This window comes from Denitrovibrio acetiphilus DSM 12809 (genome assembly GCF_000025725.1).
GTDB lineage: Bacteria > Chrysiogenota > Deferribacteres > Deferribacterales > Geovibrionaceae > Denitrovibrio > Denitrovibrio acetiphilus.
This window is the reverse complement of record NC_013943.1, coordinates 3,206,469-3,222,077: the sequence shown is the minus strand read 5'-3', so window position 1 is coordinate 3,222,077 and position 15,609 is coordinate 3,206,469. Positions and strand designations below refer to the sequence as shown.

Annotated in this window: 18 protein-coding genes; all 18 read right to left on the bottom strand. The window is 44.5% G+C overall.

The features are described from left to right. Window positions 1-72: 72 nt before the first annotated feature. Window positions 73-1,323, bottom strand: a complete 1,251-nt coding sequence (locus DACET_RS15240; protein ID WP_041230026.1) for a M16 family metallopeptidase — start codon at window positions 1,321-1,323, stop codon at window positions 73-75. A 6-nt stretch (window positions 1,324-1,329) separates the two neighbouring features. Beyond that, on the bottom strand, window positions 1,330-1,932 hold the full coding sequence (gene purN, locus DACET_RS15235) for a phosphoribosylglycinamide formyltransferase (RefSeq protein WP_013012255.1): 603 nt from the start codon (window positions 1,930-1,932) through the stop codon (window positions 1,330-1,332). Continuing rightward, entirely contained in the window at window positions 1,929-2,966 is a 1,038-nt protein-coding gene (gene purM, locus DACET_RS15230) for a phosphoribosylformylglycinamidine cyclo-ligase (RefSeq protein WP_013012254.1), read from the bottom strand. The genes purN and purM overlap by 4 nt, the downstream gene beginning before the upstream one ends. 12 nt (window positions 2,967-2,978) lie before the next feature. Continuing rightward, entirely contained in the window at window positions 2,979-5,123 is a 2,145-nt protein-coding gene (locus DACET_RS15225; RefSeq protein ID WP_013012253.1) for a response regulator, read from the bottom strand. A 141-nt stretch (window positions 5,124-5,264) separates the two neighbouring features. Then, the gene (gene coaD, locus DACET_RS15220; protein WP_013012252.1) at window positions 5,265-5,756 is read right to left on the bottom strand and encodes a pantetheine-phosphate adenylyltransferase; all 492 of its coding nucleotides are present in this window, start codon (window positions 5,754-5,756) and stop codon (window positions 5,265-5,267) included. Then, complete coding sequence (gene rsmD, locus DACET_RS15215) at window positions 5,757-6,284, bottom strand: 16S rRNA (guanine(966)-N(2))-methyltransferase RsmD (RefSeq protein WP_013012251.1); 528 nt, start codon at window positions 6,282-6,284, stop codon at window positions 5,757-5,759. Further along, window positions 6,205-7,236 (bottom strand): radical SAM protein, encoded by a 1,032-nt coding sequence (locus DACET_RS15210; protein ID WP_013012250.1) that lies wholly within the window; start codon window positions 7,234-7,236, stop codon window positions 6,205-6,207. Before DACET_RS15210 ends, rsmD begins: the two co-directional genes overlap by 80 nt. Continuing rightward, window positions 7,226-7,933, bottom strand: a complete 708-nt coding sequence (gene rnc, locus DACET_RS15205; protein ID WP_013012249.1) for a ribonuclease III — start codon at window positions 7,931-7,933, stop codon at window positions 7,226-7,228. The genes DACET_RS15210 and rnc overlap by 11 nt, the downstream gene beginning before the upstream one ends. After that, window positions 7,926-9,170: a beta-ketoacyl-ACP synthase II gene (gene fabF, locus DACET_RS15200; protein ID WP_013012248.1), complete on the bottom strand. Its 1,245-nt coding sequence runs from the start codon at window positions 9,168-9,170 to the stop codon at window positions 7,926-7,928. The genes rnc and fabF overlap by 8 nt, the downstream gene beginning before the upstream one ends. Window positions 9,171-9,317: 147 nt before the next feature. Continuing rightward, on the bottom strand, window positions 9,318-9,554 hold the full coding sequence (locus tag DACET_RS15195) for an acyl carrier protein (protein ID WP_013012247.1): 237 nt from the start codon (window positions 9,552-9,554) through the stop codon (window positions 9,318-9,320). Window positions 9,555-9,647: 93 nt separating this feature from the next. Further along, window positions 9,648-10,397 carry a 3-oxoacyl-[acyl-carrier-protein] reductase gene (fabG, locus tag DACET_RS15190; protein ID WP_013012246.1) on the bottom strand — a complete coding sequence of 250 codons (750 nt, stop codon included), beginning with the start codon at window positions 10,395-10,397 and terminating at the stop codon, window positions 9,648-9,650. Window positions 10,398-10,399: 2 nt separating this feature from the next. Next, the gene (gene fabD, locus DACET_RS15185; RefSeq protein ID WP_013012245.1) at window positions 10,400-11,320 is read right to left on the bottom strand and encodes an ACP S-malonyltransferase; all 921 of its coding nucleotides are present in this window, start codon (window positions 11,318-11,320) and stop codon (window positions 10,400-10,402) included. A 129-nt stretch (window positions 11,321-11,449) separates the two neighbouring features. Then, a complete protein-coding gene (locus DACET_RS15180) occupies window positions 11,450-12,430 on the bottom strand; it encodes a beta-ketoacyl-ACP synthase III (protein ID WP_013012244.1) in 981 nt (326 codons plus the stop codon). Between the two features lie 37 nt (window positions 12,431-12,467). Continuing rightward, entirely contained in the window at window positions 12,468-13,547 is a 1,080-nt protein-coding gene (gene plsX, locus DACET_RS15175; RefSeq protein ID WP_013012243.1) for a phosphate acyltransferase PlsX, read from the bottom strand. A 3-nt stretch (window positions 13,548-13,550) separates the two neighbouring features. After that, complete coding sequence (gene rpmF, locus DACET_RS15170; RefSeq protein ID WP_013012242.1) at window positions 13,551-13,733, bottom strand: 50S ribosomal protein L32; 183 nt, start codon at window positions 13,731-13,733, stop codon at window positions 13,551-13,553. 53 nt (window positions 13,734-13,786) lie between these two features. Further along, window positions 13,787-14,281, bottom strand: a complete 495-nt coding sequence (locus DACET_RS15165; RefSeq protein ID WP_013012241.1) for a YceD family protein — start codon at window positions 14,279-14,281, stop codon at window positions 13,787-13,789. 78 nt (window positions 14,282-14,359) lie between these two features. Then, on the bottom strand, window positions 14,360-14,662 hold the full coding sequence (gene hisE / locus DACET_RS15160; RefSeq protein WP_013012240.1) for a phosphoribosyl-ATP diphosphatase: 303 nt from the start codon (window positions 14,660-14,662) through the stop codon (window positions 14,360-14,362). A gap of 17 nt (window positions 14,663-14,679) precedes the next feature. Next, on the bottom strand, window positions 14,680-15,441 hold the full coding sequence (hisF, locus tag DACET_RS15155) for an imidazole glycerol phosphate synthase subunit HisF (protein ID WP_013012239.1): 762 nt from the start codon (window positions 15,439-15,441) through the stop codon (window positions 14,680-14,682). Between the last annotated feature and the right edge of the window lie 168 nt (window positions 15,442-15,609).

The window sequence follows — 15,609 nt, the reverse complement described above, 5'->3', positions numbered from 1 at the left end:
AATATATCAAACGATGACTCGAATGTATAGGGTATAAAGACCATAAACGGCATTCTGTGAGAGAGTATAATGCTATTTAAGGAGATATACTGTCTTCGGTCCGTTAAACAGCCTTGCCGCCTTTTTGATGTCTTCTATATTTATTTCTTTGAGTATGTTTATGTAGTTGTTAAAATACTCACTCCCCAGTCCTGTGTTCTCGAAGAAACACGCATACCATGCTTGTTTTGCATTTGTCTGGGAATCTATGAGTATCCGCCCCAAAACATAGTTGCGGACTGCGTCCATCTCTTCCTCTGTGAGGTCATTGATAAATTCTTTGTTGAGCCGCTCGATAGTATCTATAGCATTCGGAACATTCTCAACTGCAAGCCCTATATGTGCGATAAAGCGGGATTTGCATATTCTGGACGGATAAGCCGCACCAACTGAATAAGCATAACCCTTATCTTTACGCAGAACATTAAAATATCTGCTGCTCATCCCTCCGCCGAGTATATCCGACATAAGCTTAACTGCCGCATAGTCCTTCTCAGATGCGCTCGGGGCAGTATAGCCTACAAAAAGTTTCGCCTGCTGAAGCCCCTCATCATTGTCCTCTATCCGGCTGTCCGCCTGTATCGAGCTGTTGTCACATTCTATTTTAAAAGGTTTGCCCGCAGGCAGTTTGCCAAACACTGCTTTCAGGCGCTTGATCTGACCGGCAGTATATTTACCCGCCACCGCAACAGTGATATTAGTACCTTGCAAAAGTTCCTTTCCGTATCTTTCGAGGTCTTCCGCTGTTATCTTGTCCACACTTTCAAGCGTCCCCTCGGAGTTCATGCCGTAAGGGTGTTTGTTATAAGTTGCAGCCATAAATCCTTTAAAAGAGCGTGAGTCCGGATTATCTTCTGCCGCTTTAATCCCTTCTTTCTGAAGGGTTTTATCGTTTTCAAATATTTTTTTATCAATTTTAGGTTCAGTGACAAATTTCTCATAGTCATCTATAAGCTTGTCAAAAAACTCAGCAGGGATAGAGAAAGTGGTTTCTACAAAATCTGTTCCCACAGAGGAATAGACCCCGCCGCCATAGAATTCTATCTCTTTCAGAAGGTCACTTGATTTCACCCATACAGAGCTGAAAAGTGAGCCTACACCGTTATTTACCGGAGTTTCCCTGACTGTTCCGCCACGGACAAAAAATACCACAGACAAAGTCTCGGTATAATCCCTGTTGATCTCTATAAACCTTACACCGTTATCAAGCACTGATTTTCCTCCGGCGAAAGCGGACACCGCTATTAAAAAAGATATTAACAAAATAGCCGCTTTTCTCATCATTTTACCTCAGTTTATGAAGACTCTTCTGCCTTCTGTCCGAAGCTTATCGGCACAAAAGAGCCTTACCGCTTCGGGATATATCTTATGTTCCTGCTCCAGTATTCTGGCAGACAGATCATCATCTGTGTCGGTCTGCTCCACAGGCACCACAGCCTGAAGAATTATAGAGCCGTTATCCATCTCTTCATCCACAAAATGAACTGTGCATCCGGCAAAACGGACACCAAATTCAAGAGCCTGCTTCTGTGCATCCAGCCCTTTAAATGAAGGGAGAAGTGACGGATGTATATTCAGTATTCTGTTCCGGAAAGCCTCAATAAACACAGGAGAGATGATACGCATGAATCCGGCAAGACAGACAAGTTCTGTCCCCTTCTCTTTCAGGATTCGCACAAGCTCTCTGTCATAGTCTTCTCTTGATTCAAACTGCTTCGGATCAACAAAAACTCCGTCAAGCCCGTTCTCTCTGGCAAATGCAAGCCCTTTCGCATCAGCTTTATTACTGATAACCACGACTATTTCTCCGTTAATAGAGCCATCATCAACCGCTTTCTTTATAGAAATAAAATTACTCCCCCTTCCGGAGAGCAACACTGCTATCTTCTTCAATTTATACCTTCTATCTCAACAATGCCTGTATCTGTGACATTACCGATAACGCACGCATCATCTATCAGAGACATGCATTTCTCCGCTTCTGAATGCTCCAGCACCATTATGTAGCCTATCCCCATGTTAAACACACGGTAAAGCTCTTTCTCTTCTATACCCGACTTCTCAAGGATAAACTTATATATCCCGGGTGTGGGGAAAGCGTCAGGGTTAATCTTTACGCCTGCGCCCTCAGGCAGAATTCTCGGTATATTGTCGTAGAATCCGCCGCCTGTTATGTGCACCATCCCTTTTACATCTATCCCTTTCTCGATGACAGACAGCACCTGCTGGACATAAATACGTGTGGGTTCCAGAAGAGCGTGTTTGAGCATTACATCATCGTAAAGAATATCATCAGGCTTCATGCTGAGCTTTTCAAAGAACAGTTTTCTCGCAAGTGAGTACCCGTTACTGTGCAGTCCGCTGGACGGCAGCCCCACAAGTACGTCTCCTTTGCTTATCCGTTCACCTGTTACGGCCTTCGGTTTATCCAGTATTCCCACAGCGAAACCTGCGAGGTCGAAATCTTCGCCTGAGTACATCCCCGGCATTTCTGCTGTCTCTCCGCCCACAAGTGGTGAGCCGGCCTGACGGCAGCCTTCTGCAATGCCTTCAACAACCTGCGCCATCTTTTCAGAACTGAGCTTACCTGTCGCCATGTAGTCCAGGAAAAAGAGCGGTTTTGCACCTGTGACTATGATGTCGTTAACACACATTGCAACGAGGTCTACCCCTACTGTGTTCAATATGTCAGAATCTATCGCCACTTTCAGCTTTGTACCTACACCGTCTGTACCGGAAACAAGTACAGGGTGCGCCATATCTTTTGCTGCCGATATATCAAAAAAGCCGGCGAAACCGCCGATACTTCCCATTACGTTTTTATTATAAGTCGATTCTACGGTTTTTTTGATAACAGAAACAAACCTGTTCCCTTCATCGATATCAACACCGCTGTTTTTATAGTCAAGCCCCTTGTCAGACACCATTTCACCTCAAAATTATTTATCGCCTTTCACAAGTCTTTGTATTTCTTCTTTAATAGATTTCTCAAGCAGACCGGGCAGTTCTTCACGAAGGATGGCGGAAATTCTTTCTGCAAGCATGTTTTTCACTGTGCTTCTCAAAACATCGTCATCAATGGACTCACTCACAGCCTCTGCCACAGCATTTTCTATATCCGGCATGCTTTCTTTTTCCGTTGTCTCATCTTCTGAAAAATCCGGTTCATCGTCTATGCAGTCAAGGCATTCCTCTGCTTCTTCCAGGGTTTCCTCAAAACTATCAATGTCAGATGCTCCACTGCTCTCAGCGTTTATACTGTCCAGCAAGGCGTCAAATCCGTCTGATTCGTCCTCATCCGCTTCCTGCTCAACAACTTCTTCAGTTTCGTCAACTTCAGAAACCGATGAATCTGCATCTTTTATTTCCTCTTCAGTAATTACAGCCTCGGGAGCATCTTCTGTTTGTACATCAGCTTCAAACTTCTCTTCGTCAAAAGCTTCAAGACCAGCAAACGGATCGTCATTTTCTGTCTGCCCGTCAGCTTCTGCTGCAAAAGTTTCTGTCACAGTGTCCGGTACATCTATTTCTAAGGTTTCCGCCTCTTCCCCTGAATCTTCATCTGTGTTGTCCAGTACCATTTCATCTACTTCAGTATCCTGCGGAGTCTCATCCTCTGTTACTTCTTCCACAGCTTCTTCTATATCAGCCTCAACGGAAATATCGTCAGGAACGTCGAACTCCGCATCATTGTTATCATCAGCCTCTTCCTCTGTATCAGATTCTTCGGATAGGGCAGTAATTTCAGTTTCTTCAGGTTCAGGTTCTTCGTCAACGGGATCATCATTTTCAATTTCAGCCGTCTCTTCTTCAAGCTCCATAAGGAGACTCTCCGCGGTAGCTTCGACATCCGCAGTATCGACATCTTCAGGCAGTTCATTACTGTCGGCAGAGTTGTCAATATCTCCTGCTATGTCTTCGGGATTATCTTCTCCTAAGAGATCTTCTATATCTGGTTCAGACACTTCTATCTGAGGTGTTTCTGCGCTTTCATCTGCCTGTTCAGATGTGCCACGTTCATCCTCTACTGATGCGATGAGATCGTCAATAGGTTCTTCGACAGGCTTTTCAACCGGAGCATCGGCAAGTTCAGCTAAAAGCGCTTCTGTATCAGGGGCATTATTGTCTTCAACATCAGTAAAAAAGCTTTCGTCTTCCTGCTCTTCGGCATGGGGTTCTTCACCCGTAATATCAAGCTCATAGGTTTCGTCAGCAAGTTCATCCAGCAGATTTCCAGTTTCTATAATCTCTTCTTCGGGCTCTTCGGCTTCCTCGTCTTCAAGAGGCTCTTCTGCAAGCTCTTCAAGGAGGTCTGCCGCATCATCTGCGATGCTTGGCTCCTCTTCAGGCTCTTCATCTTCGAAATCTATCTCTTCATCAAGCAGGAGTTCTTCTTCTGAATCTGCGCCTGCTTCTTCGTCATCGTCAAAAACAAGTTCATCGGGCAGTTCGATTTCTTCCTCATCAGCGACTTCGTCAAGCTCAAGGTCTTCAATGCTTATTCCACCATCTTCCTCCACGTCTTCGGAGAGCTCAAGCTGGTCTACATTTATATCATCGGGATCAGTGTAATTTATCTCTTTAAACTCTTCTTCATAATCTCCTGCACCAGCTTCAGAGGCTTCATCCTCTATGCGGGTTTCTTCTGCTTCCTGTTCGTCTGCATGTTCCAGCTCTTCATCTTCGCTTCCGACCGGCACAGGAGCCGGCAAAACGGCAGGGTCAGAATTAAGTCCGGTTTTGATTTTTTCATCGAGGGTTTCAGAGTCGAACGGCTTATATATGAAATCATTTGCACCCGCACTGGCGCACTGTGCTTCTTCAAACTGGTCAAAAGCACCGACAAGAAGGACTACCCAGCATCCGGGGCAATGCTCTCTGACAACGGCTACCATTTCACTCGCTTTAATGTTAGCAAGCTTGTTATCCAAAAGGACAAGATCCGGCTGCTCCGCCTTAAGCTTCATCACAGCCTCTTCCCTTGAGAAGACTTTGTGAATGTTGTACTTATCCTTGTCAACACAGAGATCTATGACTCTGTGAATCGTAACGCTGTCATCTATAAGTAGTATCTTCTTTTTCATAGAACCCCTCTTAAACGATGCGGTGGTACGGCAGACGCAAAGGGACTGCCAAGGACACTTATCCTAATTTTTAATACTATCACCTTAGAGGCTAATAATCAACTGCATGAGTCATGCAAAGGGGCATAAAATAAGGAGAAATCAGCAATATTTGGTGGGAGCACCGTAAAGTTCCACTATCTGCCTGTTCACGCACTCAGGCACAAAGCCGGCAACGTCCCCTTTATGGGCTGCAACCTCACGCACCATGCTGGACGAAAGGAATATGTAGTCCTGATTCGGCATAAGAAAGACAGTTTCAAAGTCTTTTGACATCTTTCTGTTCATAAGGGCAAGCTGAAATTCATACTCAAAGTCGCTGACAGCACGCATCCCGCGCACAACAACATCAGCATTCACTTTTTTCATGAACTTAATCAACAGGCATGTAAACGGCACAACCTCTATATTCGGGATTTCACAAAAGACTTCCTGTGCCATAGAGACTCTGTCTTCAAGTGTAAATGCTGTATTTTTCTGGGGATTTTCAGATATGGCAACGATGAGCTTGTCGAAAAGTTTTGCGCCTCTGTGGGCGATATCCACGTGTCCGTTTGTGAGCGGGTCGAACGTCCCGGGATACAGTCCTATCATTTACATCACCGAAAGATAGTAGATTTTTGTATCGCCGTATCTCTTTTCGCTTCGCAGCTCAAATTCTTCTGGGTAGCTAAACGGCGTTCTTACGCTCTCTTCATATATTAAAATTCCTTCGTTTGCAAGGATTTCATTGTCTTTTATCTTTTTTATAAGCTCCAAAGGCTCAATATCTCCATAAGGCGGATCAATAAATATGATATCAAATTCACCGCGAAGCTTTTCCACAAGAGCCTCTGCCCTTCCTTTGATGACAGTATAAGTTCCGTTGTCTGCTATCTGACAGTTTTTTTTGATAAGATCCGTATGAATGTCTATGAAGGTACAGTGCGAAGCTCCTCTGCTGAGTGCTTCAAGCCCAAATGCTCCTGTACCGCAGAAAAGGTCAAGCACTTTTGCCCCATGCACTTTATCAAAAAGCGACGAAAATATTGCATTCTTTGCTTTATCTGTTGTTGGTCGAATCGACGAGTCTTTCGGCGTAACAAGCTGTCTGTTCTTGAAGCTTCCGCTTATAATCTTCACTAAGCACCCTCACTATCTCTTTTGACATATCTTTAAAATCCGGTTTAACACCTTCTTTGATAAACACATTTTCTCTGTACAACTTTTTCAGATAGCCGCCATAACCATATGCTACATTGAGGTATCTTTGGTCAACGCATATTTCACCCATAGTATTTATGAAGGTTTGCACAACAACTGTTTTCACCATGTCGCCCATTGCGGGATGGTACGCTCCGGCGAGGGCAGATTCCCTTACTGAAAGACTGTCATGGAGTCCCACTCTGATTACGTCACACCCTGATGCAGACAACAGTATAAATCCATAAGCACAGCGGGCAACAGCGTCAGCAAGAGTCAAAGGCACATATTCCCCTGTGCGCCACAGATCAGCAAGCTCTGTTTCCTCTATTACAACAGTAGGATATATCCGTGCATAATCAGCCCGCATCATAACTGCCCTGTCTACAGTTTTTGCAAAAGAATTAAAATCTTCTTTATAAAGCCCGGTCATAAGCTGTATCCCTGCATGCTCAACAGCAGTCTTAACATGTGCAAATGCTGCTTCGCATTCTGATGCAAGGTATGGTCTTTTGTTGGCTTTCAGTACAGTATCGTCCAGAGACTGCACTCCCAGCTCAATGGTTTTTACTCCATTTCGAACACTTTCGTCTAATATTTTCTGATTTATACAGTCAGGAGAGGTGGAAAACCTTAAAGTATTGATGCCGGTTTCTTTTGCAAGTTTATACAGTTCCGAACGAATACCATCAGGCAGGCAGCTAAAACTTCCTCCGTAAAAGGCAAGTTCAGTCCATTTCGCATCCATAGACAAACATTCGCTGATCTGCTGTCTGGCAGAGCTTATTACATTCGATGGACGCACTCCGGTAATTCTGTGTTGGTTGCAGTAAACGCATCTGGATGTGCACCCGGCGAAAGTTATAAAAACAGGGAGTATCCTATTTTTCATTACCAAGTTTTCTAAGAGCGTTCTTTGCTGCATCTTTTTCTGCGCTCTTTTTGGTTTTGCCTATCCCCTGCTCGCTGACAAGAGTTTCAACATCCACACGAACAACAAATATCTTATCGTGCTCAGGACCTTTCTCGTCAAGAACAGTGTAATCAGGCAGAGTGCCGAATTTACGCTGAGAAATCTTCTGCAATTCACTCTTAGCATCCACAAAAGAGCTGTTAGATATGTCCTCGTCTATGCGTGAGCCGAAATGTCTTATAATGATATCTCTTGCAAAGCCGTAACCGCCGTCCAGATAAATGGCCGCCACAACTGATTCGAAAATATCACACAGCAGAGATTCCTTATATTTACCGCCGGAGGCTTTTTCACCTTTACCAAGAAGGATGTGCTCACCAAGTTTCAGCTCTATGGCTATCCTGCTGAGAAAACCCTCGCTGACAAAATAGCCGCGAAGCTTCGAAAGCAAACCTTCATCATAGTCTTTATACCTGTCCAGTAGATACTCGGTAACAATAAGCTGGAGTACGGCATCACCGAGGAACTCCAGCCTTTCATAGTTCTGCTTGTTTTTCTTTTCGTGGGCATATGACCTGTGGGTAAGGGCCTCAAGCACTATCGACTTATCTGAAAAGTGGTAACCTAACCGTCCTTCCAGAGAATCAATGTCGACGCTAGATACGCTGTTACTCATATCTTTTAAATATAAGTGTCCCGTTTGTACCGCCGAAACCAAAAGAGTTGCTTAAAGCATATTTTACATCAAGCTTCTGAGCTTTATTCGGGACATAGTCCAGAGGGCAGTCAGGGTCTTGATTATCAAGGTTTATAGTTGGCGGAACAATGCCCTTTTCTATTGCCATACAGCAGTAAATCCCTTCCACACTACCAGCAGCACCGAGCAGGTGACCTGTCATAGATTTTGTGGAACTGATTTTAAGTTTATCAGCATGTTCACCAAAAACTTCTGAAATAGCAATAGATTCACCTCTATCATTAAAAGGTGTGGATGTCCCGTGTGCATTTATGTAGTCGACCTCGCTAAGCTCTATGCCTGCATCTTTAATAGCCGCTCTCATAGACCTTTTCGCCCCGTCGCCGGTTTCGTCAGGAGCTGTCATATGGTAAGCGTCAGCAGAAGAGCCGTAGCCTGCAAATTCACCGTATATCTTTGCTCCCCGCGCCTGAGCGTGCTCAAGAGATTCAAGAAGCATAATACCGCAGCCTTCACCCATGACAAAGCCATCACGGTCTTTGTCGAAAGGTCTGGACGCAGCTTTTGGATCATCATTTCTTTTTGACAATGCTCTCATATTTGAGAACCCGCCGATAGCAAGAGCTGTTATCGAGCTTTCTGTACCGCCCGCAAGCATAACATCTGCGTCGCCGCGCTGGATTATCCTTGCTGCTTCACCGACAGAATGCGTACCTGTTGTGCATGCAGTTACAATAGAAAGGTTCGGACCTTTGAATCCAAACTGTATAGAAACACCACCGCTTGCCATGTTTATGATGGAAGTAGGAATGAAGAAAGGAGAAATCTTTTTTACACCTTTTGCATCATAAGCTCTTGTTGTTTCTTCGATTGCCTGAAAACCGCCAATACCTGAACCAACACATGTACCGCATCTGTCCAGGTCAAACTTTTCCGCATCGAACTCTGCCATATTAAGAGCCATCTGAGATGCCACAATAGCGTATGTAACAAATCTTTCATGCCTTTTGACTGATTTCGGATCGACGTATTTAGATACATCAAGATCTTTTATCATACCGGCGAATTTTACTGGCAGGTTTTCTGTATCAAGCCTATCGGCAGGGATATAGTCGATACCTGTTATACCGTTCACAAGAGAATTCCAGTTCTCCTCGTTACCAATCCCGATAGGCGTGATAAGACCATAGCCTGTTACAACTACTCTTTTCTTCACAAATTCCTCCACAATGATAAAAACTTACGTTTTTATCTGTTCTTAAAACATATAAAAGCCACCAGGGGCTAAACCGAAGTGACTTGATAATTCTTCTTAAAAAACCGTTGGGGGGCTGAAGCCCCCGCCAGGATCTAGAGTCTGATATTATTCAGCTGCGGATTCGATGTGTTTAATAGCATCGCCGACAGTTTTAATTTTCTCAGCTTCCTCATCAGGAATCTCAAGACCGAACTCTTCTTCAAAAGCCATGATAAGTTCTACTGTGTCAAGAGAATCTGCATCAAGGTCGTCTATGAAAGATGCGTCTTCAACTACTGCATCTGCATCCACGTTAAGTTGCTCTACAATTATTTCTTTTACTTTAGCTGCGATATCTGCCATTTTATGGTCCTCCTAGATTTCTCGTTAGAGAGATATAATTAATTCAATTTTTATGCAAGATTAAAATTACAAATTCGTCAATTGATCGCATGATCACATATACATTCCGCCATTGACATGAATAGTATTACCAGTGATATAGTCTGATTCCGGGCTTGCCAGAAAAACTACAGCATTTGCAACATCTTCAGCCTCGCCTAGTGTGCCGAGAGCTATTTTTGCCTGCATAGCCTCTATCACATTTTCAGGGAGAACCTCAGTCATTGCTGTTTTTATAAAACCGGGAGCGACAGCATTTACTCTTATCCCTCTGCCGGCAAGTTCCTGAGCACTCGTTTTTGTGAGCCCCACAAGACCTGCTTTACTTGCAGAATAGTTTGCCTGACCTGCATTACCGGAAAAGCCCACAACGGAAGCGATATTAACTATCTTTCCATATCTGCTTTTCATCATGCCTTTCAGAACTGATTTTGTACAGATAAAAGCACCTTTAAGGTTAACATCAAGCACTTTTTCCCACTGCTCCACTTTCATTCTCATAATAAGCGTATCCTGAGTGATCCCTGCATTATTTACAAGAATATCAACAGCCCCCAGAGATTCGTTGATCTCTTTTATCATTGCGCTAACGGATTCCTCGCTGGAAACATCCGCAGCGAATGCGGCCGCCTCTCCGCCGGCAGCCTTTATCTCTGCCACAACAGATTCAGCGTCATCTTTTATGTTTGCAATGTCGATATAATTAACTGCAACTTTTGCGCCAAGTGCAGCAAGTTTCATAGCTATTACTTTTCCGATACCGCTTGAAGCACCGGTAACAAGAGCGATTCTTCCTTTAAGCATATTTATTCCCCTTTCTCAAGATCAGAAGCGGTAGAAATATTTTCTATAGCAACCGTCTTGTCTATTTTTTTAATCAGCCCGGAGAGAACTTTTCCGGCTCCAACCTCTATAAATCTGTCAACACCATCATTTATCATATTTCTGATAAGCTCTGTCCACATAACGGCACCGTCCACCTGACGGCAGAGAGCATCATAAACCTCTTCTCCGGTATGTTCAACCTTTGCGTCGACGTTATTATACACAGGTGTTGAAAGATTCTTTATAATTGTTTCGTTTTTAAGATAAGCTGCCATATCCTGTCTGGCTGGTTTCATGAGTGAACAGTGAAAAGGAGCACTGACAGGGAGCAGCATTGCTCTCTTTGCACCCTTCTCTTTTATCTTCACGCAAAACTCTTCTACCGCCTCAGTATGTCCTGCAACCACAACCTGCCCCGGACAGTTAAAATTCGCAGGTTCGCAAATCCTGTCACCGCTGACCTCTTTACAGACAGCCACAATATCTTCGTCAGCAGCACCCATGACAGCAGCCATAGCACCAACGCCCACAGGGACAGCAGACTGCATAAACCTGCCTCTGTTATGCACGGCTTTAACACCCTCTTCGAAACTGAGTCCGCCGGCAGCAACCACAGCAGAATACTCGCCTAGTGAGTGACCTGCGAAAAAGTCAGCATGGACTCTGCTTTTCAGAATATCCCAAATAGCTATGCTCATAGTGAGCAGTGCCGGCTGAGTGTTAGATGTAAGTTTAAGGTCATCCTCCGGCCCGTCAAACATAATTTCTGTCAGACCATAGCCAAGGCTTTCATCAGCTTTATCAAATATCTGCTTAACACTTTCGTGTTTTTCGTAAAAGTCTTTCCCCATTCCGACAAACTGAGCTCCCTGCCCAGGAAAGACAACTGCTGTTTTACCCATTTCAATCTCCAGAGATTAAATATGAATTACGCAGACTCCACTCATGAAGCTGCAAAATGTTCCGGCAAAGGTTTTTAAGACGTCAGTTTCAACACTGCAAAAGCCCCCGCAAAAGGGCAAGTCCACCTGTTAGAATGTAAACGACATAGAACCCCATGTCAGTCCGCCGCCGAAAGCAGCAGACACAACATTATCACCTTTCTTTATCTTACCCTCTCTGACGTATTGGTCAAGAGCTGTGGGTATTGTTGCAGCAGACGTGTTAGCATACTGCTCTATATTTATAACAACATTGTCCATAGAAACACCCAGTCTCTTAGCGACAGCGTCGATTATCCTCATATTCGCCTGATGCGGAATGACCCAGTCGATATCCTCAGGGGCAAACCCTGCTGCATCGGCAGCTTCTTTTGCGGCGTCAGCCATGGCACGCACAGCTATTTTGAAGATATCATTCCCTTTCATCTTTATCATATTGTCTTCGATAGGTTCATCTTTCAGGTCACGCAGAAACTTAGTTCCGATGTTGTCCTGTTTAAGAAGTTCGCCGTACTGACCGTCAGCATATGTATGTACACTATGTATCCCCGGTTCAGCATCAGCGGAAAGCACAACTGCTCCTGCTCCGTCCCCGAAAAGGATACAGGTTCCCCTGTCCCGCCAGTCAAGGCTTGCGGTAAGATTTTCAGCACCGACTATAAGTATCTTTTTTGCAGAGCCGGACTTGATAAGCCCATTTGCTAGACTACACGCGTATAAGAAACCTGAGCACGCAGCAGAAAGGTCAAAAGCAAAACCATTTCCTGCTTTGATCTTATGCTGAATACGGCATGCAGTGGATGGCATCGTAGTATCCGGTGTGAAAGTGGCAACAATAATGCCGTCAAGCTCCTCCGGATTTATTCCCGCCATTTCTATAGCAGCAAGTGCAGCCTTGGCTCCCATGTCGCTTGTATATTCCCCAGCACCTGCAACACGGCGCTCCTTCATCCCTGTCCTTGTTTTGATCCATTCGTCACTTGTATCAAGGAATTTTTCGAAATCTTTATTTGTCATGATTTTTTCAGGGAAGTAAGATCCGGTTCCGATAATTCTGGAAAATATGTTCATATGCCCCACCTGTAGGAGTTTTGCATCGGTTAAAAATTTAAATAGTTTTCCTCTTAAATTTTTCGACGATATTGTTCCAGAAAGAGTCTTCTTTGTCAACGTTTAATACTTTAACAGACTCTGCGATACTCTCCGCAATAAGCCCGTTCAGGTGTTTTACAGCAAGATCATGTGCCATTTTTACACTGTATTTAACAGCAGTTTCGTTTGCACTCCCATGCCCTATGATGCAAACTCCGTTAACACCCAACAGAGGTGCTCCGCCATATTCCGAGTGGTCCGCACGTTTTTTTATTCTTTTAAGAGCAGGGATTAACAGTATGGCGCCGATTTTAGTAAGTAACGAAGAGCGAAGCTCCTCTTTCAGCATTTGAGAAACATACCAGCCGGCAGACTCTGAAACTTTCAGAGCGACATTGCCGGCAAAACCGTCCACAACGATAACATCCGATGTGCCTTTGAACACATCTTTACCTTCAACGTTACCGTAAAAATCGATCACACCTGATTTGCCCAATTCCGAGAGAAATTTGAAAACGTTTTTGGTAATATCGTTACCTTTAACATCTTCTTCCCCAACGGACATAAGTCCCACAGAAGGCTTTTCCTTATGCATAATAAGTGACGCATAGGCACTGGCCATGATAGCAAACTGGACATAGTTTTCTATTTTGCAGTCGACATTTGCCCCTACATCACACATTACTGTTGCGCCTTTAACTGTAGGCATAACAGCAGCAATTGCCGGTCTGTCTATCCCCGGCAATGTTTTCAGAATCATCTTTGCGCATGCCATGACCGCACCGGTATTACCGGCACTGAAAAATGCAGCGCCGTCACCCTGTTTAACAAGACGCAGACCCTGATGTATAGAGGAATTTCTTTTAGTACGAAGTATCTGAGAAGGACTATCATCCATCTCGACTTTTTCTTCAGCATGGACAACTTCTATCTTCTTAAGCTTGTCCCCGCCACAGGATTCAAGCTCCCGCCTGATTTCCTGCTCGTCGCCAACCAATATGACCTGCATGCCGTATTGCTTAACAGCAGCTACTGCACCTTTAACGATCTCACGGGGAGCGTTGTCCCCTCCCATTGCATCAACGACGACCTTCATATCTTAAAGCTCGTCAGTAGCGATGACCTGCTTTTTGTTGTAATGACCACAATCAGGACATACTCTGTGGTTAAGCTTAAGCTCACCGCAGTTTGAACATTTGCTGTATGCCATAGTTGTAGCGTGGTGGTGGCTTCTTCTGCTGCCTTTTTTGTGTCTTGATGTCTTATTCTTTGGTACACCCATCTTAGTAGACTCCTTATTAATAGCTCAGCAAGTCAGTTGCAGACTTTCTGAATCTAGTCTTTCTTTATATCTTTCAAAACTGTCCATCTCGGATCAGTTATAATATCACATTTACATTTACTGATATTGAGGTTTATACCGCATTGAGGGCAAAGCCCCTTGCAGTCATCACCGCACACCATTCTCACAGGGAGATCATAAATCACTTCCTGCCTGACAAGCTCCTCAAGGTTGATTTCGTCGCCTTCGATATAGACGATTCCCATATCATCATCACCGAGCTCTGTTTCGTCCTTTACTTCCTCCGGCTGAAGGGAAAGCTGTATGCCTGATCTGCCGGAGCCGAACCCTTTTGCAGGCTCAAGGCACCTGTCGCACGGCGCAGTAAACTCATAATCAAACCGGATATCAACATAAAGTCCGGCATCTGTCGGCACGAAGTCCGCCTGATACCCTGTAACGCCAACTTTAAAATCGCCGTCTTCAAAGCTGTATACCCCGTTAAAAGACGCAGGTTCTAGCGACAGTTCCTTAAATGAGAGTTTCACGCACTTCTCCCTTTTGAAGTCAAAGAGCAACAATCTTAATTACAACGCACCCGAATGTCAACAGTTAAATAGCATAGCCTATTTTCGGATTCCGGACTTGCCGAAACGCTCCTGAAGCACACCAAGCACATCTTCAAACTGCACGTTCCTGAATTCCAGCGCTACTATCAGATGATATAACAAATCTGCTGTTTCACCGGCAACATCCTTGTCATCTTCAGTCAGTATAGCTTTAATAAGCTCTGCATTCTCTTCGCCCAGCTTTTTAATAATTTTGTTTGACCCGCCGTTCAGAAGCTGGCAGGTGTAAGAATTATCTGAAGGATTCGCCTTACGCTCCCTGACAACCTCAACAAGTTTCTCTATAATCTCAACATTCATTTATTAAACCTCTAAATCTATATCCGTACAGGGACATTTCTCTCTTTCAGATACTGCTTAACCTCGCCGATAGTATATTCCCTGAAATGGAAAATACTTGCCGCAAGAGCCGCATCCGCTTTCCCTCTTGTAAGTCCGTCATATATGTGCTCGGGGCTGCCGACACCACCGGAAGCTATCACAGGTATCATAAGCGCTTCTGATATCGCAGCATTAAGTCCGTTGTCGTAGCCGTCTTTCGTGCCGTCACAGTCCATACTGGTAAGCAGTATCTCCCCCGCACCGAAGCTCTCCATTTTAAGCGCCCATTCAACAGCGTCAAGCCCTGTGGGTTTGCGTCCGCCGTGAGTATAAACTTCCCAGCCGGAACCGTCCGCCTTTCTTTTAGCGTCTATCGCAACCACCGTGCACTGCGAGCCGAATTTCAGAGCAGATTCCTTAACAAAGTCAGGATTATGCACAGCCGCAGTATTTATGGATACTTTGTCTGCACCGGAGTTCAGCAGATTTCTGATATCAGAAACCTCTCTAACCCCGCCTCCGACAGTCACGGGCATAAAAACACGCTCTGCTGTCTTTGCCACAACGTCCAGTATGATGCCTCTGTTATCCGAGCTTGCAGTAATGTCCAGAAAAGTAAGCTCATCAGCCCCCTGTTCGTCATATATCTGCGCAACCTCTACAGGGTCACCGGCATCACGTAAATTTACAAAATTTGTTCCCTTAACAACCCTTCCGTCTTTCACGTCCAGACAGGGAATGATTCTTTTTGCCAGCATTTAAGCCTTCCAGTTAGATTTGTTTTAAAAATATGAACTAATTCAGAGGATAAATCAACTTCTACTTAAGAAGAAGAGCGAATAAACCAGTTACCCTGCAAAGAAAAAACCCGCTGTGCGGGGTAAACACAGCGGGCATAAATCTTGTTACTTTTTGTGGAGGTTAAT

Coding starts and splice junctions, on each gene's coding strand:
- DACET_RS15240 (WP_041230026.1), bottom strand. CDS start 1,323: ATGATGAGAAAAGCGGCTATTTTGTTAATATCTTTTTTAATAGCGGTG.
- purM (WP_013012254.1), bottom strand. CDS start 2,966: ATGGTGTCTGACAAGGGGCTTGACTATAAAAACAGCGGTGTTGATATC.
- DACET_RS15225 (WP_013012253.1), bottom strand. CDS start 5,123: ATGAAAAAGAAGATACTACTTATAGATGACAGCGTTACGATTCACAGA.
- coaD (WP_013012252.1), bottom strand. CDS start 5,756: ATGATAGGACTGTATCCCGGGACGTTCGACCCGCTCACAAACGGACAC.
- DACET_RS15210 (WP_013012250.1), bottom strand. CDS start 7,236: ATGAAAAATAGGATACTCCCTGTTTTTATAACTTTCGCCGGGTGCACA.
- rnc (WP_013012249.1), bottom strand. CDS start 7,933: ATGAGTAACAGCGTATCTAGCGTCGACATTGATTCTCTGGAAGGACGG.
- DACET_RS15195 (WP_013012247.1), bottom strand. CDS start 9,554: ATGGCAGATATCGCAGCTAAAGTAAAAGAAATAATTGTAGAGCAACTT.
- fabG (WP_013012246.1), bottom strand. CDS start 10,397: ATGCTTAAAGGAAGAATCGCTCTTGTTACCGGTGCTTCAAGCGGTATC.
- fabD (WP_013012245.1), bottom strand. CDS start 11,320: ATGGGTAAAACAGCAGTTGTCTTTCCTGGGCAGGGAGCTCAGTTTGTC.
- DACET_RS15180 (WP_013012244.1), bottom strand. CDS start 12,430: ATGAACATATTTTCCAGAATTATCGGAACCGGATCTTACTTCCCTGAA.
- plsX (WP_013012243.1), bottom strand. CDS start 13,547: ATGAAGGTCGTCGTTGATGCAATGGGAGGGGACAACGCTCCCCGTGAG.
- rpmF (WP_013012242.1), bottom strand. CDS start 13,733: ATGGGTGTACCAAAGAATAAGACATCAAGACACAAAAAAGGCAGCAGA.
- hisE (WP_013012240.1), bottom strand. CDS start 14,662: ATGAATGTTGAGATTATAGAGAAACTTGTTGAGGTTGTCAGGGAGCGT.
- hisF (WP_013012239.1), bottom strand. CDS start 15,441: ATGCTGGCAAAAAGAATCATTCCCTGTCTGGACGTGAAAGACGGAAGG.